Raw genomic sequence first — 19,931 nt, 5'->3', positions numbered from 1 at the left:
TCGCGTCACGCACCTTTCGGGGTCGCGCGAGTGATCGCCTGCTCCAGCAAGAGGCAGAACTGGCGGTAGAAATCCACTGTGTCCGTGTGTAATTCGATCTCCTCCGGCGCGGCGCCACGGATGCGCGATTCCGCGGCCAACACCGTGGCGTTGGCGAGGAGCTCGCGACACACACGGAGATAGTCGGTGAGCCGACCGACCTTCCCGTTCGTCAGATGCAGGACGCGTTCGGGTGTGAGTGCTTCGGAGAAGCCCAAGTCGAACAACGTCTGGAGCCCGACGGGTACGGAGCTCTGTGCGCAGGCGTGAGCACCGGGGCCGCCGGAGTTGAGCGCGTCGATCAACTCGCCTGCCTCATTGTTCAGAAAGCGCCGCCAGGTGCGCAGCGCCGCGTCGAGGTTGTGCGGATGGAACACTGCGGCGTCGACGACTCGCTGCGCATAGACGTGCTGATCGTGGACCACGATGGTGATCCCTGACCACCTCGACGAATGTTCGGCGGTCAGAGTGCCGAGAAGTGAGGGATCGAGGAGTCGGTGCGTGAGCGTCGTCGTGAAAACGAGGCTCGGGCCGACATCGGAACCGACAATCGTGCACGGTACGGCGTCGAAGGCGGGCAGTTCGATGCACCCGTTGACGACCGACACCTGCCATCCGAAATGCCTTGCGAGTACGCTCCGGGTGACTTCGAGTAGTTCGTCGACACCCGAGATGACGAACCCGGGTGCGATGCATTCGGGAAGCGCATCCATGGCTGCGGCCATCTCACGCATCTCCGCGGTGTAGTGCTCATCCGTCGGCGGCTCGACGTTTCGGTCGGGCGCCTGCGGAACGACGGTCAGCTGACGTTCGGTGGCAGCTGCGGTCTCGTCGACCTGCCACGCGTCGGAGTGCGTGCCGAAGGGATCGTTCACCGTGACGAACACGGGGTGAGCAACGTCGAAGATCTCACGCAGCGTCGACACGGCGATGTCGGCGACAGTGCTCGCGTCACGCTGGCCGGATTCGGCGATGTGCTGGCCCTTTCGGGGGAAAAACCGCCATCCGAGCTGTGCCAGGCGACCGCGAATGCGTATCCACTCCGCTCGTCCGGCCCACGGCAGCGCAGTGCCGTCGAGCGTGCAGCGCACCTTTCCGGAACCCGTCTTGGTGAAGACGAGCAGCGTGCGATATCGCTGGCCGTCTTGGCGGGCGATCTCGAGGAACTCCTTGCGCCCGAGGTCGGGTACGCGTGATGTCACGGTGGCGGCAAACTCGCGCCATGCGTTCTCGATGAGATTGTCGAAGCCGTGGGTGGACATGCGGTTCCCCATCCTGTTGTGCACCCTGGAGCACTCGCCGAGGTGCGAATGTGTGTTCGAGATGCAAGGTAGCCGCAGGGTCTGACACGTCGTGTTTGTCCAGTTCAGGCCTGTTGCTTCGTCTCTTTCACTCCAAGATGAGACGAGCGACTCGGAATTCTCCACCGGCGATCAATGTTGGTAAATACAAGTAGTAGCGAGGGGAGTGACCATGACAGCGCAAACGCTGACAACGACGTCGGCAGGTGCATCGCCCGCAGTACACGACAATCAGGACGACGTATCTGCCGGTCCGTTGCTGCCCGTCGACGACCATTTCTACGCCGCCCCGGCGCATCTCGGTGACTGCCGGCCCGGTGAGGTGATCCGGTCACGACAGGTCGAGCTCAAGAACTTCTGGGCGTCGAATCATCAGGCGTGGCAGCTGCTCTATCGATCAACCGACCTCGACGGCAATCCCGACGCGACTGTCACGACGGTCGTCGTGCCCGATCGCACCAAGCATCCGAATCCGGCGGTGCTGTCGTTCCAGTGCGCGATCGACGCGGTGACGTCGCAGTGCTTCCCGTCGTATGCCCTGCAGAAGGGTGCCGACGCGTCGCGCGCCGTCGCACCATTCGAATTCATGGTGGTGCGTCGTGCGCTCTCGAAGGGTTGGGCGGTCTCGATCCCCGACCACGAGGGCTCCAAGGGTGCGTGGGGAGCGCCCCGTGAGCCGGGTTACCGTGCGCTGGACGGCATTCGGGCCGCGCTGGCATTCGAGCCTCTCGGCCTCGACTCGACCGCGTCGATCGGAATGTGGGGATACTCGGGTGGCGGACTTGCCACATCGTGGGCCGCCGAGATGGCTCCGGAGTACGCACCTGAGCTGAATATCGTTGGTGCCGTTCTCGGTTCGCCCGTCGGCGACATGGCGTCGACGCTGCTACGGCTCAACGGTGGCCTGCACGCAGGGCTTCCGATCCTCGTGGTGGCCGGTCTGCGTCGGGTCTATCCCGCTCTCGAGCGCATGATCACCGAGCACGCAACGGAATTCGGGCGCCACAACCTCGACGAGGCCGCCACTCTTCCGACGCTCGCGGCGATCCGGCGCTTCCGCAACCACGATCTCGACGACTACTTCGACATCCCGCTTGCCGACGTGCTGGCGGATCCGGGCGTCGTGAAGATGATGGACGACCTGCAACTCGGTACACATGCACCCGCCGTGCCGCTGCTGGTCATGCAGGCGGTGCACGACGAGGTGATCGATGCTGCCGACGTCGACGCGCAGGCGCAGCGGTACCGTGATCTCGGCGTGCCCGTCACCTACGTGCGCGACCTTGTCACAGAACACTATTCGCTGTTGCCGCTGTCCGGGCCCCTCGCGGTCAGTTGGCTGACCCATCGACTCGACGGTCGGCCGGGCGAGGACAAAACGATCACTGCGATTGCCGGTCAGCGTGTGTCGCTGTCCAGGTCACGGTGACCGGGACCTCGTCGTCCCACGGCTGACGGGTCACCAGATCCGCGACGCGGACATAGCCGCGCTCGAATTCTCCTGTCGCAGCGTCGATCAGGCGATACTGCTGGGTCTGCGTGTGAATAGGTTGGGCGTCGACGAGCACAATCCGAACCTCGCCCGGCTCGAACTCGCAGCGCTTCTGTAGCGAGGCGATCAGCTGTTCGTTGGAGAGGTGACCGTCGCCGAAGTTCCAGCCGATCGCCGTCGAACAGATACGTTCGCCGTCGGTGAGCATGTAGTCCGATTCGTTGTGCCCGGCCATCGTGCGATGTGCGAGCGTGAACAGCGCCCGACCGTGACTGTTGAAGGCGCGGAACGCATATCCCATGTACAACGCAACCTGAGCCGCTTCCGGGCTGCCGTAGATCCGCTGTAGCTGCGATGCAGGCAAAGCCGCGATCGCCACCACGTTCTTCTCCAACTTCTCCGACGCCGACGGTGTCATGCACCAGATCCCGGTGTCCCAGTTTCCGGCGTAGTAGCGCATCCCAGGAAGGAAGGACACCTTGCGCGGGAAGAGGTTTCCGATCACCACCGTGCCCGCAATGACCACGAACAGCAAGGCGACCCACCACGGCTGCTCGAGGTCGCCGAGGCCGAGATCGGCGTGACCGACGAAGAGTGCGAGAACTCCGAACATCATGAAGACGTTCCACTCCAACGGAACTCCCATCGGAATGGAACTGAGAATGCCGAAATGGAAGATCAGCATGATCGCCGCGGCAACCCACGTGAGCCATCCTCCATGCGAGAAGAACAGCACGATCGGCACGAGACCCTCGACCGCAGTGGAGAAGTGAGCGATCCACCGCGATGGCCTACCCGGCCGCAGATCGTCCGGAAAGTCTTCGAAGAACAGTCGTTTCATCTTCGGAGACCGGATGACCGCGTTGTTCGACATCATGGTTGCGATCACGAACGGGAAGTGCTTGTTCAGCTTCGACGTCGCCGCACCGAGCCAGATCACCAGGAAGACAACCTTGGCGGCGACGATCATGTCGACACCGGTGAACAGGAACGTCACGCACAGCGCGCCGTACACCTCGCCACGCGCGGCGAGGAAGATTGTCTTGTCGCGCAACCCGATCAGCGCGAGAAGTACAAGAATCGTCCAGATCTCCCACAGCGGTAGTGCGCCGGTTGCCGAGTTCAAATCGGGAAGTTCCCTGCTACCGGGACTGACGAGTCCCACAACCAGAATCACGAGAAGTGCTGCGTAGAGCGCGATGTCGACCGGGCCGCGCACATCGCCGCGCGTCAGTGGCACACGTGTGGGCCACGGTGGCTGACGAATTGTTCTGGGGCGCAACCAGTACAGAATGGAGCCCAACGGCGGGAAGAAGCGGTTGTTGAGCGGACCGAAGCCGCAACCGAGGCCGATGACCTCGAACAGCATCGTGTAGAGCACGACCTTCTGGAAGACGACCGTCTCGCTGTACCACGACGCGACGTCGAAGAACCCGCCGATGCCCGGCGTCGCGGCGACGATCGCCCAGCCGACGAACACGTAGGCCAGAATCTTGCCGACGTAGAACAGGTGCAACACCACGGGGGTGCCGAACCCGACCTCTGCCCACTGGCGTGCCATCGGCCGGATCTTCTCGGCTCGGGAGCCCTGACTCCATGTCGGGAAGTCGACGTCGGGCCTGGTCTGTGTGATGAACCCCAATGTTCCGCCCTCACTGCCGATGGGTGCCGCAGCCTGGACGTTAACAAACCAAGCGAATGCTTGGTTGGGGTTCAGTGGTTTCCGACGCCGCTCATGCGTTGCGGTAGGGACGGAAGAACGTACGCAGTTCGGTGGCGTAGCTCTCCGGCACCTCGAACGGTGCGAAGTGGCCGCCGTGCTTGGGCTCGGAGTGGTAAACGGTGTTCGCGGTGCGTTCCAACCAGGCGCGGGGCGGTCGAACAACGTCGCCGCCGAAGATCGAGAACCCGGATGGGACGTCGACGTAGCGCATGCGGTCCTCGACTGGTATCGCCGCGTTGGCTCGGTATGTGCGGATCGACGATCCGATCGTGTTGGTGACCCAGTATTGCGTGACGAGCGTGAGGATTTCGTCTCTCGTGTAGATGCTGTCGAGGTCTCCGTCGCAGTCGCTCCACGACCGCAGCTTTTCGACGATCCACGACGCCACGCCCACCGGTGAATCGGCCAGGCCGATCGCGGCTGTCTGGGGTTTGGTGCTGTGCATAGCCGCGTATGCGCCCTCGGTGGCCGACCAGCGTGCGGCGTCGTCGATCCAGGCGATCTCCTCAGGACTCAATGTTGACCTGTCGATGGTCGCGGGAGGTAGCCCGGCGTCGGTTCGATGCACCGCGACGACGCGGGCAGGATGGGCGAGTGCGAGATAGCGGGCCACGTGGCTGCCCATGTCGCCGCCGGCGACGCCGTACCGGTCGTACCCCAGCACCTGCATCAGTTGACCCCACATTCGCGCGATGTCTCGTGTGTCGGGCGTCGGCCCACTGGGATGACCGGAGTATCCGAACCCCGGCATGTCGGGAACGATCAGCGTGAAGGCGTCGGCGGGCTCGGCGCCGTGTGCGGCGGGATCGGTGAGGAGCGGGATGACCTTCAGGAATCGCCAGAAGCAGTCGGGCCAGCCGTGGGCCAGCAGGACGGGAAATGCCGCGTCGGGGTCGGATGCAGGGCTGTGGATAACGTGGATGTCGAGGCCGTCGATGGTGGCCGTGAAGTGAGGCAATCCGGCGATCGTTGATTCGATTGCGGCCCAGTCGAATCCGTGCGCCAGTAGTCGGCGAGATCGCGCACATACGACACATCCGTACCCATCGACCATCCGCTGCCGTCCGGAGCGTCGGTCCACCGAGTGGTGCGGAGGCGTCGTCGAAGATCGTCGACGACGGCCGGGTCGGTGTGTGGAATGAACGGCCGGATCGCGCTGGTGGCTGCCATGAACCAAGGGTAGGAGGTGCACGACGTCTCGTTGCTCGATGATCGACAGGGGGCGGACATTTCCGACAACCCGCGATTCATCAGACTTGATCGTCTTTACGGGCGTACCGTGTCGCCTGTACCAGCGACAACCCAATGGAGTGTCCCCATGTCTGATGCCCTGGAAACCGTCAAGAAGTACGTCCCCGACGCCGACCCTGCCGTGGTCGAGAAGATGGCGTCGACCTACCGCCTCGCCCTTCAGAACGCCGACGCTGCTCTGGTGTCGGCGAGCGATCCCGCAGAACTCAAGACCGTCCGCGAGAACTTCCTGAAGAAGAAGCTCGGTCTGACCGAAAGCGACGCGTACCTCGACAATGCGATCAAGGACGTGCTCGCGGAGATGAAGGACGGCAAGTCCAATCCGCGGCTTGCCGTGTACTACAAGCTCGCTGACAAGTTCGGCAAGCTCGGCGTGTTCAAATAGCGCTGTTCACCTGGTTTCCGCCTTCGGCGTCGACGTCTTCACAGAGAAGTCGTCGACGCCGAACGCGTGTAGGCGCTCTCTAGTGCTGTACGTCACCCGGCATGTCGGAGGGCGTTGAGATGCAACAGGATCCGAAGGCTGCTCTCAGGTCGCGTTGAGAGCGCGGCAAGGGTCGACGGGCACAGTCGAGGCCATGCACGAGACATCCACTGACCCCAACTCGCCGACCGAGATGTTCGCGGTGCCGACGTCGCATCGTGGCATCGGTCCGAGCACGCGCACCGAGCGGTTCCCGAGCTTGCGCGAGAACAGGGATCTTTCGACGCCACTGCGCGACGAACTGGTCTCGCTTCTCGGTTCGCACGGGTCCGACCCCGCTCGACGTCTCGGTCTCTCACCCGACAGCGATCCGCGTGAGATCGCCGCTACAGCGCGCAGGATGTCGCAGGTGTGGCGTGAACGTTCGACAGATCCACAGATGACGTCCCGGACGAAAAAGTTGTGCGACATCGCGGCGCAGACCTGCGAGGAGATCCTGCACGGTATCGAAAACGGTGCTGCTACAGAAGGTCGAGACTCTCCAGCGCGACGCCCGCATCCGAACTCGCTGCCGACAGCACCTCGCGCGCAAGGCGGTCGGTTTCGTTTTGGACGAGCTCGTTGACCGGCGTCGCCACGCCGTGTAGTCGCCCGAGCAGCACGATTTCACCGGACAGATAGTCGGTCTCGACGCTGCGCGCTCCACGGGCGACGCTCTGCCAGGTTGAACTGCCGAAGGAAGCCTCTCCGGTGTCACGGCGGACGATGGCATCGCCGCGCCGCTGCTTGTCGATGGCCTCGGAGACGACATCGATACCCGCCGCCTCGATGACCTCCTCACCTTCGGCTCGTGCGCGTCGAACAAGCTCGGCGAAGGCGTCGCCGTCGTTGCGGAAGCTGGCGTCGATACCGTTGACCAGGTTCATTATCAGTTTTCGATACTTCCACGCCATGATGTCGGGGCGCGGCTCGGAGAGGAACGTCGCGGCACGCAGTGCTGACGAAATGGATTGCGCCACTTCGTCGATACCCGACGGATAGCGCCCGATGTCGAGGATTCCGGGCTTGTTCGACGACGCCTGAACGACGACACCAGGCTCGAGATGCAAGGCGGGCAGCATCACGCACAGCGAGTAGACGTGCGGAAAGACGCGAAGCAGTTTACGTTCATTGGCGACGCCGTTCTGGGCCGACACCACCGGAGTGTCGAGAGGCATATGCGCCCGAAGGTCGGCGATGGCCGCGGCGGTCTGCTGCGACTTGACGGCGAGGAGCGTCACGGAGTCGTCGCTCCAGTCCACTTCGGACGCATTTGACGCAAGCGTGGTCGAAATGGATTGGTGTCCCTCGGCGGTGTCGAGGACGAGTCCGCCCTTACGCATTGCTCGCAGATGCTCGCCGCGCGCGACCAAGGTGGTGTCTGCTCCGGAAAGTGCCAGGTGAGCACCGATGACGCCGCCGATGGCCCCGGCACCGTAGATGACGAAACGCATGGTCTTCAGGGTAGATGCGAGCGCGACGCGGGAGCGTGCCGCCCGCCGTCACAGTCACGCGGGACGGTGGGCGTGAAGAGCACTTGCGCGTAGCGTGAAAACCATGACTGATGACAACACCGAATTCGAGCACATCGGCGAGCTGATCTCGAAGGGTCGCGTCGCCTTCGTCACGACCAGCGAATCGGATGGTCGATTGCTGAGCCGTCCACTAGCAGTGCTGGACAGAAAATTCGACGGCGATCTGTACTTCTTCACCGTCGACCCTTCGCCCAAAACTGACCAGGTCGCCGAGGACTCACACGTCAATGTGAGCCTGCAGGCCGACGACAACTATCTCTCGATCGCCGGCACAGCGTCGGTCACCCACGAACAGAAGCTGATCGACGAGCTCTGGAACTCTCACGCAGAGGCCTGGTTCGAGAAGGGCCGCGAAGACCCGGGCGTCGCACTGTTGAAGGTGCACGCCGACTCCGCCGAGTACTGGACCCTGGACAGCCCCAAACCCGTTGCGCTGCTCAAATACGCCAAAGCGATCGTGTCAGGCGAACAGCCCGACGTCGCCACCAACGCGTCGGTTGATCTCTGAGTGTTGGACGGCTCAGCCAGCCCACGGCGTTGACACTTTCGCGGGTCGGCTGCAGTATCGGCCACGCGTCCTAGGCTAGATGGTTCTAGGATGATCGAGCGTAATTCCAGATCGCATGGTCGATCTCCCACGGCGTGACGGGACGCTGCAGTCGCGCAGAAACAATTGGCGCGGCAGCTCGGATGTAATCTTCTGCCGATGCAGGATCACTCGGAACTCCTAGGCTCCTAAACCATCCAAGAATCATCCGGTCCGGCTTGATTCGGTTGTCGTCGCCAACAAGCATCCAGAGATATCCGCGACGTATGCCATGCTGTCCGTCGCCCGGAACGCGAGCTAGCTCGGCGTCAATGCTCGCGAGACGTGCTTTATCCCCCAATGCCTCGATTGCGTCCGAGAGCGATTCGACGCCGCTATCAACCAGTACTTGCGCGTAGGCGATTGAGGCATGTGCTTTTGTCACTCCTCCGCGAGTCGAGGTGAGCTGGCTATTAGTCAGGGACAAGAGTGCGTCGTCGGTGAATCTTGCGAGACTCGAAGCTGGTATCGGATCATCCTTGGGTAGCTCGTCGACTGGAACCACGGCACTGGAGACGCCCTGCGAACGGGCAAACTTGACGACGAGGGGCGTGACCACGTTGTCGTAATGTGCTCCGATACTCCACACTGCGTCGAGAATGCAGAGGCTGATGCTGCTCCATCGCCTGGTGCGCTGCTGGGGATTCAGATCAGCGATTCGGTCGGCGATGACGTCGAGTTGTTCTTGAGTGAGTGGCATTTCAGCTCCAATCGTCAGCGGCGTTGCTGTTAGCGACATAACGGGCGGAGCGCGGTTCGGGTTACAGGGTCAGCTTCCGTGCTCGGGTCGATAGCGACCAGGACGCAGACCCGAACAGCGGTGCGGGCTTCTTCGACTTTGGTGCCTCGCGCCAGGTGAAGGTCCATGTGGCCAGCGTTTCCCCGAGAACTCCTTCGTACTGGATTGCGGTCGGTCGAGGGCCGTTGACTGTGAACGCAACTGTGCCCTTGACACGTTGACCCGCTGACAGATACCCCGAGTGAAGGTCGGTGGTGCTGAAGTCGGGATCGTCGTAGGTTGTTCCGTCGGACGCCTTCGCGACAAAATAGAAGGGGTTGACCGGAATGGCGCCCCGGGTGCTTTCGATAGTCGCCGTGAAGCTGAAGGTGCTGCCGCGCAGGTTGATATCCGTGATCTGGACGTAGCCGCCCCAGCCGTCACCGGAGATGTAACGCGCGTTCGAGGGCGGTGCTGCGCTCGCTGCCGCGGGTACCACGGCGATCGAAAAGAGAGCACACATGATGGTGGCGATGATCGCCGCGAGGGTGGAACGCACAGTGGGTGTCCTGTCTGTGGGGAGTGTTGGTGACACCGTATGCGTAGGGTCTGACAATTCGGGCGAGTCAGTCGATGCCCAGTCGTCGCGCAACCTCGGGTCCGCCGACTGTCCGCACGAAGTCGGGATCGCCGCACACCACGAGTTGCTCGCGTGCACGCGACAGCCCGACATACAACCGTTCCGTCGACCGGCTCCTCACCTGGGACTCGTTGAGCGCGAGGACAATTACTCGACGCTCCAGCCCCTTGAAGCCGAGTACGTGTCCGTAGAAGACCTGCTCGTCGTCCCAGAACGTCGCCCAGTACGACGCGTTGCCCTCGGCTTGCCGCTCGATCTGTTCCGGGTGGCGACTGCCCGTGGTGAGTAGTGCGATATCTTCGGCACGCCAGCCTTCGTCGAGCAGGACGTCGATCTGGTCGTCCGCGGCCTCGAGGGCTTCCTCTGCGGTGCACGCGACGAATCGGATGTCGGGGCCTTCGCCGCCCTTCAGTTGCATACGTTGTCCGACAAGCGAACTGAATGCGCTCGCGATCTGGCGTGTGTTGCGCAGGTTGTGATCGAGCACGATCGGCACGAGCGGAACCGGTGGTGAACCCTGTCGGTCGAAGACGCGCTGCGCCTCGTCGCTGAATACGTAGATGCCACCGGTGTCCTGATCGCGCAGACTTGCCAGCAACGGCGGCCACCACTCGTCGGCGAAATCCTGTGCCTCGTCGACGATGATCGCGTCGAATCGCTTGCCGGGTGGGAGGGTCTCGGCGAGGTCGTGCATCTGTTGTGGCAGTTCATGTTCCCAGAATTGCGACGCCGCTTCGGTACGAACAGACTCGTCGGGCCCGGCGGGGGCGCCCCACTGCATGCCGAGGTCGTGGAACTCGCCGACATAGGCCGGGCGGTCCTTACGGTTCCACGCCGACGTGATGCGCGTGAGGTACGACGCCAGCCCGTGGGAGTAGCAGACCAGTGCTACGCGTTGCCCCGCACGCGTGAGGCGACGTGCCTGCTCGAGTGCGAGGAAGGTCTTGCCGCTGCCCGCACCACCGCGGATCTCGACACGCGATAGTTGGTCGATAGCGCGCAGAATGACCGCTTGATTCGCGGTGAGCGCGTCGGCGACGTCCTCGTTCTCGATCGCTCGCGCGACGACGTCGCGCTGCGGGAGACCCCGCCCGCCGAGCGTCGTCTCGAGTTGGTCGATACCCGCAGCGTCGAGGAATGGTACGTCGGTTCCCTTCTGCAACAACACTCTTCGGACGAGGGGCATGATCTGGTCGAGCTGCGTGCGGTCAATGATCTTCCATCGTGGGCACTCCGGCAGCGCGAAGTCGGAGGGGATTTCGGTGTGGGGGAAGACCACGAGGTGATCCCAGCGTCGACGCCCCTGTGTCCATCGCGGATCGGATTCGACGAACTCACGCAGCGCGTAGCAGCCTTCCAACGCCTGCTTGACGGGAGTGATCTCTTTCGGAGGTCGGCCGGTTCGCGCCTGCCACCACGACTCGCCGTCGTGCCATACCTCGCCACCCTTGACTTCGAGGCAGGCGATTCCCGCGCCCTCGATGGCCACCACGAGATCGATCTCGTGGTCTTTGTCGTGATCGGTGACGCGCTGGTTCGCGACGAGGAGGTCGGTGTCGAGGAGTTGTTCATTCAGCAGCCGCCAGACCGACTCCTCGGCACTCGAAGCGAAGCGGGGCGACTCGGGGATCGTATGCGGCATTGCATCCACTCTCTCGGTTCGCCTGACTGGCGTGGCTACTCATCGCAGTGTTGCAGGTGAGTCCGACAGGCTCGAAGTCAGCATCACGCTAGTCTCGCACTGTGACACCCGCGTTCCACGTAACCACGGAAGACCTGCGGCGGCGCTTCGACCAGGGAACCATGTCCCGCGGCGAGGCTTACTCCCGCCAGTCCATGGTGCGAAGCTACAACTGGGTCGAGGGTGATCGGGTTCTCGCGGGTACGTGTCAGGGCAGTGGTGGTCGCCACTACGCGGTCCGGGTTCATTTCACCGAGCGCCCGCCGACGATGGCAGCGTTCAGCCACGGTAACTGCACCTGCCCGGTCGGCATCGACTGCAAGCATGCGGTCGCGGTACTGCTCACCGCGTCATCCCCGGGTGGGCAGGGCAGCTTGACACGCGATCGCGCGCAGCGTCACCTCAGGGCCGTACCTCCACCACAGCCTCCGTCGTGGCGAAACCTCCTTGCCGGCGTGACAGTAGAGACTTCGACGCCAGTCCAGCCCGCAGGTGTCCCGTTGGCGTTGAGTTTCCGTCAGGCGACTCCCACCAAGTACTCACTAGGACCGTCTTTGCAACTGCGGCCCATGCTCATGGGGCGGCAGGGGCGGTGGATCAAGACCGGTGCGACGTGGCGCGAAGTCATCAGCGGGTACAACACGTCGTCGTTGAAGGCGACTCACGCGGGTGCCATCCGCGCACTGCACCAAGCGATCACCGGCCACAGCTATGCCACGTCGTCGGATTGGCTCAGTATGGCCGCAGCCAACCATGTTGTATGGGACGCGTTACGTAGTGTCCGCGACGCAGGCGTCGAGATGGTCGTCGACGCTGTTCCCGGTGCCGTCGAGGTAGAGCTCACGACGGCGTCGTTGCGGTACGACATCGAGGCGAACCCCGACGGAGCCGCGCTCCGATGCGGACTCGCCATCGACGGTGAACTGATCGGTGATCGATTGCGCGGCTACATCGGTCGGGACGTGCCCAGTGGAGTGTGGCTAGTCGGCGACCGTGTGCTGTCGCTCGCCGGGTTCGACCCGCCACTGGTCAAGGCGGAGGTCGACCTCCTCGCCCACAACTCACCGGTGCTCATCCCGCACGAAGACCTCGACGAGTTCGCTGTCGAGGTGGTACCGCGCATCGAGCAGCGTCGTGCCGTGCGCGTGGCCGACGGTGTCCTCACCCCGCCCGACGTATCGGGGCCCTTCGCCGTGCTGACCCTGACCGACAGCGGTGGAAACTACCGGTACGGCTGGAGCGTCGGTTATCAGGTCAACGACCGTCGTCATGTCTTCGACGTCGCCGAGAATGTCGGTGCGACGCCGTATCGAGACGTTTCCGCCGAGTCCGAGCTGTGGGAGTCGCTTCGCGAGCCGATGCAGGAGGTCGTCGAGTGCATCGCCTCGTGGTTCTCCAAGGCGTGGACTGCAGCGGCCACCCAGCGTTCGAGCACCGTGCGCGACCTCCAGCACGCATTTGAACAAGCAAGTCTCGCAGGGCAACAGGTCGAGATGCTCCCGGCGATGGCACTCGCCACGGCCGTACCGATCACGTCGGTCGACGCCGCGCTGCTCGTCGCGACGGTCCTGCCCGACCTTGCCGGCGATGAACGCATCGTGATCGACAACCGCATCGCCGTGGACTTCCGACAGCTCGACGACGAACCCTCGATCTCCTTCACCGCCGACGATTCGACCGGCAACGATTGGTTCGGCCTCGGCGTCACGGTCACGGTCGGCGACCACCAGGTCCCCACGTCGCGTCTCATCTCCGAATTGAGCTCTGGTGCCACGCATCTGATCCTCGACGACGGCAGCTACTTTTCACTCGATGTCCCGGAACTGCGTCGGCTCGCCGAGCTGATCGCCGAAGCCCGCGCACTGGGCGAGATCGAGAACGGAAAAGTCAGCGCCCGCAGCATGAATGCGACGCTGTGGGAGGAACTACTAGAGCTCGGCGTCGTCGACAAACAGATCGCGCAGTGGCGCGCGCAGATGGCCAAGCTCGCCGCGCTGACACCACCGAAGCGGGTGGCCTGTCCGCGGACGCTCAAGGCAAAGCTGCGCGATTATCAGCGCGACGGACTCAACTGGCTAGCGTTCTTGTCTGACAACAACATCGGCGGAATCCTCGCCGACGACATGGGTCTGGGAAAGACAATCCAGACCTTGGCGATGATCACGCGCGTGGTGAAGTCGACACCGCAGGCCCGCTACCTGGTAGTCGCGCCGACGAGCGTCGTGCCCAACTGGGTGGCAGAGGCCGGGCGATTCGCACCGTCCTTGACGGTCTCCTCGGTTGTCGCCACACCTGCCAAGTCAGGAATCGCAGTGTCCGACGCTGCCGCCGGAGCCAACATCGTTGTCACGTCGTACACGTTGATGCGCCTTCTCTTCGACGATCTCGACGCATTGCGCTGGGACGGAATCATTTTCGACGAGGCGCAGTTCATCAAGAACCACACCGGCAAGACTCACCAGGCCGCCCGGCGACTGGAAGCGCCGTCGAAGATTGCTATCACCGGAACTCCGATGGAGAACAACCTGATGGAGTTGTGGGCGCTGCTGTCGGTGACCGCGCCTGGCCTGTTCCCCTCGCCGACCGCGTTCACCGAGTACTTCCGCAAGCCCATCGAATCCGGGGCACATCCGGAGCGGATGGAAACATTACGACGCCGGATCAAGCCAATCATGTTGCGACGTAAGAAAGAGCAAGTAGCACTGGACCTTCCGGCCAAGCAGGAGCAGGTGCTCGCACTCGAGTTGAACTCCCGCCACCGCCGCATCTACGACACCCGCCTGACCCGTGAACGACAGAAAGTGCTTGGGCTGCTCGGTGATTGGGAGAAGAACCGGTTCCAGGTCTTCCGGTCGCTGAGCCTGCTGAGGCAACTGAGCCTACACGCGGGTCTCGTCGACGGCACACATAGTGGCGTGGCATCGGCGAAGGTCGAGTACCTGATGGAAGCGTTGCCCGAGCTCGTCGCCGAAGGACACAGCGCACTGGTGTTCAGTCAGTTCACCGGATTCCTCGACATCATCCGGGCGCATCTCGACGACGCCGAGCTGGCGTACAGCTATCTCGACGGGTCGATGACAGCGAATGCGCGAGCGCAGGCCGTCGACCAATTCACCAGTGGGGCAACGCAGATCTTCCTGATCAGTTTGAAGGCAGGCGGATTCGGCCTCAACCTCACCGAGGCCGACTACTGCTTCGTCTGCGATCCGTGGTGGAATCCCGCAGCCGAGGCGCAGGCCGTCGACCGTGCCCATCGGATCGGCCAGCAACGTCCGGTCACCGTCTGCAGGCTGGTCTCGGCGAACACGATCGAAGAGCGGGTCGTGGGACTCCAGGACCGCAAGCGCGCGCTGTTCGACGCAGCCATCGACGCCGGTGAATTGTTCGGCACCGCACTCTCTTCCGACGACATCAGGGAGATGCTCGGGTAGCGTTCAGGCGCCGCTACAGTTCGACGTCCCACCGCCCGAAGTCAACACGTTTGAGTGGCTGAATGTGTCTGGCGCCCAGCCAGATCGGCGTCGTGTCGGGTTGTGTGGAGTACAGGCCGCGCGACGCAGATTTCACCCTGCTGTACTGACTCGGCCACCGGATCTCGTCGGCGAGGGCGTCGATGACGTCTTGCCCCCGGTCGAGTGCACGGCTGACGTACGTCGGCGCCGGCAAGACGTCGGATTTGCTTGTGTTGCACGGCTGGCACGCAAGGACGAGGTTCGCGAGCCCGTCGATCGGGACTCGCGACCACGGAAGGACGTGGTCGACGTGGCGGCCGGTGCGGAGTCGGGCGTTGCAGTAGAAGCAATCGTTGCCGAAGTGTTCGGAGAGGATGCCCGCGGGGCGGGTGAGCGAGACGCGTTCGGTGCCGAAGAGGTGGTCGGCGATGTCGGGGCCGTCGTCGAGGATGTCGCGGTTCATGTGCCGCACGTCGTCGACCCAGGCGAGCTGGAAGGCCGGTTTCACCAGCGGTGCCAGCCGTGCGAGGGTGTGGCACACGCCGCCGAAGAGAACGAGTCGGTTGCCGTGCTCGGCCATGACTCGCGTCGAATCGGTGCCCATCCACGAGTCGTCGTAGAGGAAACACTCGTGTGGGCCGGTGCCGACTTGTTGGAGGAGGTGGAGGGGGTAGCGCACGAGGTTCTTCTTGACCGCTTCGTGCGTTTTCGAATAGGCCGCAGGCGCAGCAAGTTTCGCGCTCTCGATGGGCATTTCGCGCAGGCTCGGGGTGCTGCACTGTTCGCGTAGGTCGGCAAGTGCAGCGAAGACCACGCCACGTCCGTCCCGCGACTGCCGCAGGACCACATGGCCTTTCTCGCTGAGCGGGCGTAGTTGGGTCCAGTACTGAGCCATGACGCGGTCGGTCAGCTCGTCGAGGTCGATCGGGACTTCCGCGGCGGGATCATCGGGGACGGATTCGACGGCGAGGTCGAGGAGCGCGACCATCACGGCGAGCTTGTACGTGGATGTCCGCCGCCCACCCTCGAGCACCGCGACCAGCTGCTGGCCGAGCGTCAAGGGGTCCGTGGGCACGGGGTCGAGTGTAGTGAGGTGAGGTCGATGCAGCGTTCAGTCTGCGATCATCGGATGATGCGAGAACAAGCGCGGAGGGCTCTGAGGCGGGTGGGGGTCGTGGTTCTCGCGTGCTGCCTCGGTGGTTGCGCGACGCAGAGTGCTGCTCCGGACCGCTCCTCAGCGGCGTTGACGACAGCGGTGTTGACGACCGCGGCGGCGTCGTCGAAGGCGACGTGTCCTCAGGTCGTGGTCGCGCTCGACCCCGGACACAACCCGGTGCGTATCGACGGCTTCGACCCGGTGACCGGCGCATCGCAGATCGACTATCCCAACGGCGCAGAGGATGCGGACGTATTCGCGGTCGCGACTCGGGTACGAGAACGCTTGCAACGGAGCGGGTATCGCGTTGTCATGCTGAAAACCTCTGTGACAGAGAGTGTCACGTATCGGCAGCGGGTGGGCCGTGCGGTGGCGGCGCACGCGCGTGTCGCGATCAGTATCCATACTAGCCCGGGTGCCAACGCGGTGTTCGTGCAGCGCGTCGGCCTGTATCGCGAAGGTACCGCGGCCGATGGCACGACGCTGCGCATCACATATCGCAGCGGGGCGACTGCCGCTGCCAGTCAGCGCTACGGCCAGGCGATAGCAGACGCTCGAACCCGAGCCGAGGGACTACCAGTCATGGTGACCAACAATGACTTTGGTGGTCGCGCACCGCTATGGACCGGCAACATCCCGATGATCGCGCTGATGTCCGACCGCGTGCCCTGGGTCTACAACGAGTTCGGACTCGACAGCGCGGGCGGGTCGACGCCCCTGCCATCGAGTTGGCTCGCCAGGTACGCGCAGGGCATCGCCTACGGCGTGCAGACCGCGCTTCCCGTGGACGGGCGGGGGTGTGCGGGGTGAGTCGGTGTGATCAGCAGGGGCTGGGTTCACCGATCTTGACCGCGGACAATACGGCCTCTCCCTCTGTGACAGGCGCGCCCGCGGATGGAGTCTGCGCGACGACGATCCAATTGCTGTCGACAACCTGCCTGCGGCCCTGACCCGTCGCGTCCTTGCTGCGTGAGTAGAAGACGCCGGCTTCCTGGATGGTGTTCTGTGCTTCCTGGAGGTTCATGCAGACGACGTTAGGCATGGCAGCTGCCTTGGGTTCGGTGGTCGCCGGTGCCGCCGCCGGAGCTTTCGGAGTTGTTGTTGCCATTGTTGTTTCAGTGACCTCAGCGGGTTGCGACGTGGTCACCTCTGCCGTCGTGGTGGTAGTGGTCGCCGTTGTTGGTTCCGAGCTCGAACCACTGCATGCGGTAAGGCCGAGTACTCCAGCGGCCACAAGTGCGCAGAGCGCGAGATGACCCTGTGTGCGAACGTGCTTCATCAGTCCTCCGACGGATAGTGTGTGACGACCCCCGACGTCAGATACTGGTAAACGTACGCATGCCTACCGACGCCATGTCCGATTCCGGATCGATTGGTCCGATCGGGGGACACAGCGTCACTCCTCTGCGTCCGTGTCCTTCTTTCGACGCCGCGACGCCGCGGTGCTCACCGAACTGGTGGGCCTGGTCGACACCGGAGATCTCAAAGTCAATATCGCGCAGCGGGTTTCGCTACCTGAGTTGATCCAGGTGCACGAGGAGGCCGAGGCGGGTCGGCTGCGGGGCAAGGTCGTCGTGGTTCCGTTTGGCGAGGACTGAGCGTCGGACTGCCCGTCTGAAGTCGACATCGATCAGTGCGTCAGCAAGATTCGTCTGTTCGGCCGACGCTGGGACCGCCGACGATGGTGGCGGCGTCCAGTACTGTCACTGATCGATAATCGAGAGATTGGGTGAGAGATGAACAAGAAGTACTCGGCCATCGCCGGGCTGGTTGCCGGAGGCGTCGCCGCAGGGTTGGTGGGGTTTGCCCCGGTTGCGTCGGCGGCTCCTGCGCCTACGCCGGTGGCGTACTACAAGAATTGCCAGGCGGCACGTGACGCGGGCGTCGCGCCGATCTACCGCGGCCAGGACGGATACCGCTCGGCACTTGATCGCGATGGCGACGGTGTCGCGTGTGAGACCGGGTCGCGATCAGCGCCGAAGCCCGCCCCGCAGGCGCAGCCCGCTCCCCAAGCTCAGCCGAAACCCCAGGCCAAGCCCCAACCCAAGCCGAAGAAGAAGGCTCCGAAGTCGAAGCCGAATCGTGGGGGTTGGGGCTCGGTCGAGTTCTTCTCGTAGCTCGTCTCCGCGACTGAGGACTTGCGTCACCTACAACCGGGTGACGTCGAGTCCTCCGTCGTGGAACGTCGAGCGCAGGCGCTTCTTGTCGAACTTGCCGACGCTGGTCTTGGGAACCTCGGGAATGATGGTCCAGTTCTCGGGGAGCTGCCACTTTGCGACCTTGTCGGACAAGAACTCTCGCAACGTTTCCGGCGTCGCGTCGGAATCCTCACGCAGCACGACGGCGACGAGTGGCCGCTCGTCCCACTTGGGATCGGGCACGCCGATGACGGCGGCTTCGAGGACGTCGGGGTGTCCCATGACAGCGTTTTCGAGGTCGACCGACGAGATCCACTCGCCACCGGACTTGATGATGTCCTTGGTGCGGTCAGTCAGCGTGAGGTAGCCGTCGGGGGTGATCGAGCCGACGTCGCCGGTGCGCAGCCAGCCGTCGTCGAACTTGTCGGCGGCGTCGACGCCGTAGTAGGCGCCGGTGATCCACGGGCCGCGGACCTCGAGTTCGCCGACGGTTTTTCCGTCGTGGGGGAGGGTTTCGCCGTTGTCGCCGATGAGTCGCGCTTCCACCGACGCCGGGAACCGGCCCTGCGTGTAGCGGTAGTGCCACCGCTCGTCGCCTTCGGTGCCCGCGGGTGGTCGGGCGACGGAGCCGAGAGGTGAGGTCTCGGTCATGCCCCAGGCGTGGAGTACCTCGACGTTGTGTTCATCCTCGAAGGTGTGCATCAACGATGGCGGTACAGCCGATCCGCCGATGAGCACGTCGCGCAGTGAGGAGATGTCCTGCGGGTGCTGCGTGAGGTACTGGTGCAGGCCGAGCCAGATGGTCGGGACAGCCGCCGCGGTGGTGGGTTGCTCCGCAGCGATGAGTGCGGCCAGCGGTTCGGGCTGCAGGAAGCGGTCGGGCATGATGAGCGACGCCCCGATCATGAACGCCGCGTACGGCAGACCCCACGACATCGCGTGAAACTGCGGCACGACGGCGAGCGCGCGGTCACCCTGCTTGAGCGCAGGGCCATCCGTCATGCAGACCTGCATGGAGTGCAGGTAGATCGAACGATGGCTGTAGGCAACACCTTTCGGGTCGCCGGTGGTGCCGGAGGTGTAACACATCGCGGCGGCCGAACGCTCGTCGACCTCGGGCCACTCGAAGTCGACGGACTGCTCGGCGATGAGCGCCTCGTATGAGTGCACCTGGACGCCGTCGGGAGCGTCGACGCCGTCGGTGGAGTCGCCCGTCACGATGACGTGCTTGACGGTGGTCAGCTGTGGCAGTTGCGGGTTGAGCAGCGGCAGCAGTGAGGGGTCGACGATGATGACCTGATCCTCGGCGTGGTTGGCCACGTGGATCAGCTGCTCGGGGAAGAGTCGGATGTTGAGGGTGTGCAGGACCGCACCCATCGCGGGCACGGCGAGGTAGGCCTCGAGGTGCTCGGCGTTGTTCCACATGAAGGTCGCAACGCGCTGGTCACCGTCGACGCCGAGTCCGCGCAGGGCGTGTGCCAACTGTGCGCAGCGTCGCCCGACGCCGGCGTAGCTTCGACGCCGCGAGCCGTCTCCGGTCCAGGTCACGACCTCGGCGTCGCCGTGGACCGTGCTGCCGTGGCGCAGGATCTGCGCAATCTGCAGCGGTGCGTCTTGCATGGTGCTCTGCATGGGTGCTCCTGTGGCTCGCGTGGCTCGGTGTGGTGGTCCTGGGTTCAGGGCAGTGGAGTGACTCCGGTCACTGTGTCGATTATGCAGAATCGGACAGGCGGGCGTAGAGGTGGGGGAGATCTCG

17 protein-coding genes and 1 pseudogene are annotated in these 19,931 nt (G+C 63.8%); 7 read left to right on the top strand and 11 right to left on the bottom strand.

The window, feature by feature from the left end; all coding sequences use genetic code 11:
- Positions 1–5: 5 nt before the first annotated feature.
- A complete protein-coding gene (locus B3T59_RS17415) occupies positions 6–1,301 on the bottom strand; it encodes a TY-Chap domain-containing protein (RefSeq protein WP_287004484.1) in 1,296 nt (431 codons plus the stop codon).
- Positions 1,302–1,512: 211 nt separating this feature from the next.
- On the opposite strand from B3T59_RS17415, the gene B3T59_RS17410 reads away from it, so the two are divergent.
- Positions 1,513–2,769, top strand: a complete 1,257-nt coding sequence (locus tag B3T59_RS17410) for a lipase family protein (protein WP_005207151.1) — start codon at positions 1,513–1,515, stop codon at positions 2,767–2,769.
- On the opposite strand, the gene B3T59_RS17405 is transcribed toward B3T59_RS17410, so the two are convergent.
- The 3 genes and pseudogenes from B3T59_RS17405 to B3T59_RS17395 all read right to left on the bottom strand — a co-directional run.
- Positions 2,723–4,474 (bottom strand): DUF3556 domain-containing protein, encoded by a 1,752-nt coding sequence (locus B3T59_RS17405; protein WP_039856137.1) that lies wholly within the window; start codon positions 4,472–4,474, stop codon positions 2,723–2,725. The genes B3T59_RS17410 and B3T59_RS17405 overlap by 47 nt on opposite strands.
- A 91-nt stretch (positions 4,475–4,565) precedes the next feature.
- Entirely contained in the window at positions 4,566–5,378 is an 813-nt protein-coding gene (locus B3T59_RS17400) for an alpha/beta fold hydrolase (RefSeq protein WP_287004502.1), read from the bottom strand.
- 69 nt (positions 5,379–5,447) lie between these two features.
- A pseudogene (locus B3T59_RS17395) lies at positions 5,448–5,725 on the bottom strand (epoxide hydrolase N-terminal domain-containing protein); the annotation flags it as partial.
- 148 nt (positions 5,726–5,873) lie between these two features.
- Here B3T59_RS17395 and B3T59_RS17390 point away from each other — a divergent pair.
- Positions 5,874–6,191 (top strand): DUF2853 family protein, encoded by a 318-nt coding sequence (locus tag B3T59_RS17390; RefSeq protein ID WP_064861812.1) that lies wholly within the window; start codon positions 5,874–5,876, stop codon positions 6,189–6,191.
- A 560-nt stretch (positions 6,192–6,751) separates the two neighbouring features.
- On the opposite strand, the gene B3T59_RS17385 is transcribed toward B3T59_RS17390, so the two are convergent.
- Positions 6,752–7,723, bottom strand: coding sequence for a ketopantoate reductase family protein (locus B3T59_RS17385; RefSeq protein WP_064866990.1), 972 nt, complete (start codon positions 7,721–7,723; stop codon positions 6,752–6,754).
- 103 nt (positions 7,724–7,826) lie between these two features.
- On the opposite strand from B3T59_RS17385, the gene B3T59_RS17380 reads away from it, so the two are divergent.
- A complete protein-coding gene (locus tag B3T59_RS17380) occupies positions 7,827–8,312 on the top strand; it encodes a pyridoxamine 5'-phosphate oxidase family protein (RefSeq protein ID WP_064861741.1) in 486 nt (161 codons plus the stop codon).
- An 85-nt stretch (positions 8,313–8,397) separates the two neighbouring features.
- Here the strand turns inward: B3T59_RS17380 and B3T59_RS17375 are convergent, their stop codons facing one another.
- From B3T59_RS17375 to B3T59_RS17365, 3 genes are all read right to left on the bottom strand, one after another.
- The gene (locus tag B3T59_RS17375; RefSeq protein WP_064861742.1) at positions 8,398–9,090 is read right to left on the bottom strand and encodes a hypothetical protein; all 693 of its coding nucleotides are present in this window, start codon (positions 9,088–9,090) and stop codon (positions 8,398–8,400) included.
- A 61-nt stretch (positions 9,091–9,151) separates the two neighbouring features.
- Positions 9,152–9,667: a DUF1942 domain-containing protein gene (locus tag B3T59_RS17370; RefSeq protein ID WP_287004479.1), complete on the bottom strand. Its 516-nt coding sequence runs from the start codon at positions 9,665–9,667 to the stop codon at positions 9,152–9,154.
- A 67-nt stretch (positions 9,668–9,734) separates the two neighbouring features.
- The gene (locus B3T59_RS17365; protein ID WP_005207143.1) at positions 9,735–11,390 is read right to left on the bottom strand and encodes a nuclease-related domain-containing DEAD/DEAH box helicase; all 1,656 of its coding nucleotides are present in this window, start codon (positions 11,388–11,390) and stop codon (positions 9,735–9,737) included.
- 161 nt (positions 11,391–11,551) lie between these two features.
- Here B3T59_RS17365 and B3T59_RS17360 point away from each other — a divergent pair, with 161 nt between their 5' ends.
- On the top strand, positions 11,552–14,860 hold the full coding sequence (locus tag B3T59_RS17360) for a DEAD/DEAH box helicase (protein ID WP_287004500.1): 3,309 nt from the start codon (positions 11,552–11,554) through the stop codon (positions 14,858–14,860).
- 13 nt (positions 14,861–14,873) lie between these two features.
- Here B3T59_RS17360 and B3T59_RS17355 read toward each other — a convergent pair whose 3' ends face one another.
- Complete coding sequence (locus B3T59_RS17355; protein ID WP_039856129.1) at positions 14,874–15,956, bottom strand: HNH endonuclease; 1,083 nt, start codon at positions 15,954–15,956, stop codon at positions 14,874–14,876.
- A 27-nt stretch (positions 15,957–15,983) separates the two neighbouring features.
- On the opposite strand from B3T59_RS17355, the gene B3T59_RS17350 reads away from it, so the two are divergent.
- Positions 15,984–16,847 (top strand): N-acetylmuramoyl-L-alanine amidase, encoded by an 864-nt coding sequence (locus B3T59_RS17350; protein ID WP_231894332.1) that lies wholly within the window; start codon positions 15,984–15,986, stop codon positions 16,845–16,847.
- A gap of 10 nt (positions 16,848–16,857) precedes the next feature.
- Here B3T59_RS17350 and B3T59_RS17345 read toward each other — a convergent pair whose 3' ends face one another.
- Entirely contained in the window at positions 16,858–17,079 is a 222-nt protein-coding gene (locus B3T59_RS17345; RefSeq protein ID WP_269449453.1) for a PASTA domain-containing protein, read from the bottom strand.
- Between the two features lie 325 nt (positions 17,080–17,404).
- On the opposite strand from B3T59_RS17345, the gene B3T59_RS17340 reads away from it, so the two are divergent.
- Both B3T59_RS17340 and B3T59_RS17335 read left to right on the top strand, forming a co-directional pair.
- The gene (locus B3T59_RS17340; RefSeq protein ID WP_287004498.1) at positions 17,405–17,635 is read left to right on the top strand and encodes a zinc-binding dehydrogenase; all 231 of its coding nucleotides are present in this window, start codon (positions 17,405–17,407) and stop codon (positions 17,633–17,635) included.
- A gap of 138 nt (positions 17,636–17,773) precedes the next feature.
- Positions 17,774–18,154: an excalibur calcium-binding domain-containing protein gene (locus B3T59_RS17335; RefSeq protein WP_005207136.1), complete on the top strand. Its 381-nt coding sequence runs from the start codon at positions 17,774–17,776 to the stop codon at positions 18,152–18,154.
- A 30-nt stretch (positions 18,155–18,184) separates the two neighbouring features.
- On the opposite strand, the gene B3T59_RS17330 is transcribed toward B3T59_RS17335, so the two are convergent.
- A complete protein-coding gene (locus tag B3T59_RS17330) occupies positions 18,185–19,807 on the bottom strand; it encodes a long-chain fatty acid--CoA ligase (RefSeq protein ID WP_287004477.1) in 1,623 nt (540 codons plus the stop codon).
- Positions 19,808–19,931 lie beyond the last annotated feature (124 nt).

Origin of the sequence: Gordonia sp. UBA7860, assembly GCF_002500165.1 — a bacterium.
Taxonomy (GTDB): Bacteria; Actinomycetota; Actinomycetes; order Mycobacteriales; family Mycobacteriaceae; genus Gordonia; species Gordonia sputi.
The sequence above is the reverse complement of the archived record's forward strand: the minus strand, read 5'-3'. Positions and strand labels throughout refer to the sequence as shown.

What these genes read in the sequence shown, in the direction of transcription:
- B3T59_RS17415 (WP_287004484.1), bottom strand. Translation starts at nt 1,301, where the DNA reads ATGTCCACCCACGGCTTCGACAATCTCATCGAGAACGCATGGCGCGAG.
- B3T59_RS17380 (WP_064861741.1), top strand. Translation starts at nt 7,827, where the DNA reads ATGACTGATGACAACACCGAATTCGAGCACATCGGCGAGCTGATCTCG.
- B3T59_RS17410 (WP_005207151.1), top strand. Translation starts at nt 1,513, where the DNA reads ATGACAGCGCAAACGCTGACAACGACGTCGGCAGGTGCATCGCCCGCA.
- B3T59_RS17350 (WP_231894332.1), top strand. Translation starts at nt 15,984, where the DNA reads ATGCAGCGTTCAGTCTGCGATCATCGGATGATGCGAGAACAAGCGCGG.
- B3T59_RS17360 (WP_287004500.1), top strand. Translation starts at nt 11,552, where the DNA reads ATGTCCCGCGGCGAGGCTTACTCCCGCCAGTCCATGGTGCGAAGCTAC.
- B3T59_RS17345 (WP_269449453.1), bottom strand. Translation starts at nt 17,079, where the DNA reads ATGCCTAACGTCGTCTGCATGAACCTCCAGGAAGCACAGAACACCATC.
- B3T59_RS17385 (WP_064866990.1), bottom strand. Translation starts at nt 7,723, where the DNA reads ATGCGTTTCGTCATCTACGGTGCCGGGGCCATCGGCGGCGTCATCGGT.
- B3T59_RS17365 (WP_005207143.1), bottom strand. Translation starts at nt 11,390, where the DNA reads ATGCCGCATACGATCCCCGAGTCGCCCCGCTTCGCTTCGAGTGCCGAG.
- B3T59_RS17375 (WP_064861742.1), bottom strand. Translation starts at nt 9,090, where the DNA reads ATGCCACTCACTCAAGAACAACTCGACGTCATCGCCGACCGAATCGCT.
- B3T59_RS17335 (WP_005207136.1), top strand. Translation starts at nt 17,774, where the DNA reads ATGAACAAGAAGTACTCGGCCATCGCCGGGCTGGTTGCCGGAGGCGTC.
- B3T59_RS17330 (WP_287004477.1), bottom strand. Translation starts at nt 19,807, where the DNA reads ATGCAGAGCACCATGCAAGACGCACCGCTGCAGATTGCGCAGATCCTG.
- B3T59_RS17390 (WP_064861812.1), top strand. Translation starts at nt 5,874, where the DNA reads ATGTCTGATGCCCTGGAAACCGTCAAGAAGTACGTCCCCGACGCCGAC.